The sequence below is a fragment of the Dellaglioa sp. CoH-55-MRSF-7 genome (assembly GCF_056782235.1).
Genome location: NZ_JBXAYI010000079.1, coordinates 1 through 397, shown reverse-complemented (window position 1 = coordinate 397; position 397 = coordinate 1). Strand labels below are relative to the sequence as shown.

Here is a 397-nt window from a genome sequence, read left to right as displayed (position 1 = left end):
ACAGCACGGTATCCCCACCGACAGAAGAAGTCATACAGCACGTCGCGCATGCGGTCGATGGAGGCGCGTGCCTTCGAGAACTGGGGGTCCTTCATCGAGACCTCGAACACCATGTCTTTCGACTTGATGGTGGCGGTAGCAGATTCCGCTTTCTTCTGCCAAGTGGTGCCAACCTTCGAGAGGAACGGATCAAGAATCTCGTCCTTGAAATTGACGCCGATCCCGCGAATGTTGTGCTGGTCAGTCACGAGTTTGATCGTTGGTAGGAAATCCTCGTGAAAGATTGTGAGCGGGATGCCGACATCCGCAAGTACCTTGTACGATTCCGAGTCTGCCGGAATCAACCACTGCTTAATCTGGGCCAAACGAATGATCGTCGGCTCACCGTTCTCAACTG

The 397-nt window shown here is 53.9% G+C and carries 1 protein-coding gene; it reads right to left on the bottom strand.

Annotated features, from left to right (window positions below; all coding sequences use genetic code 11):
• The coding region (locus AC1RPU_RS07945) for a hypothetical protein (RefSeq protein ID WP_481769636.1) at positions 1 to 397 on the bottom strand (397 nt) is incomplete at both ends.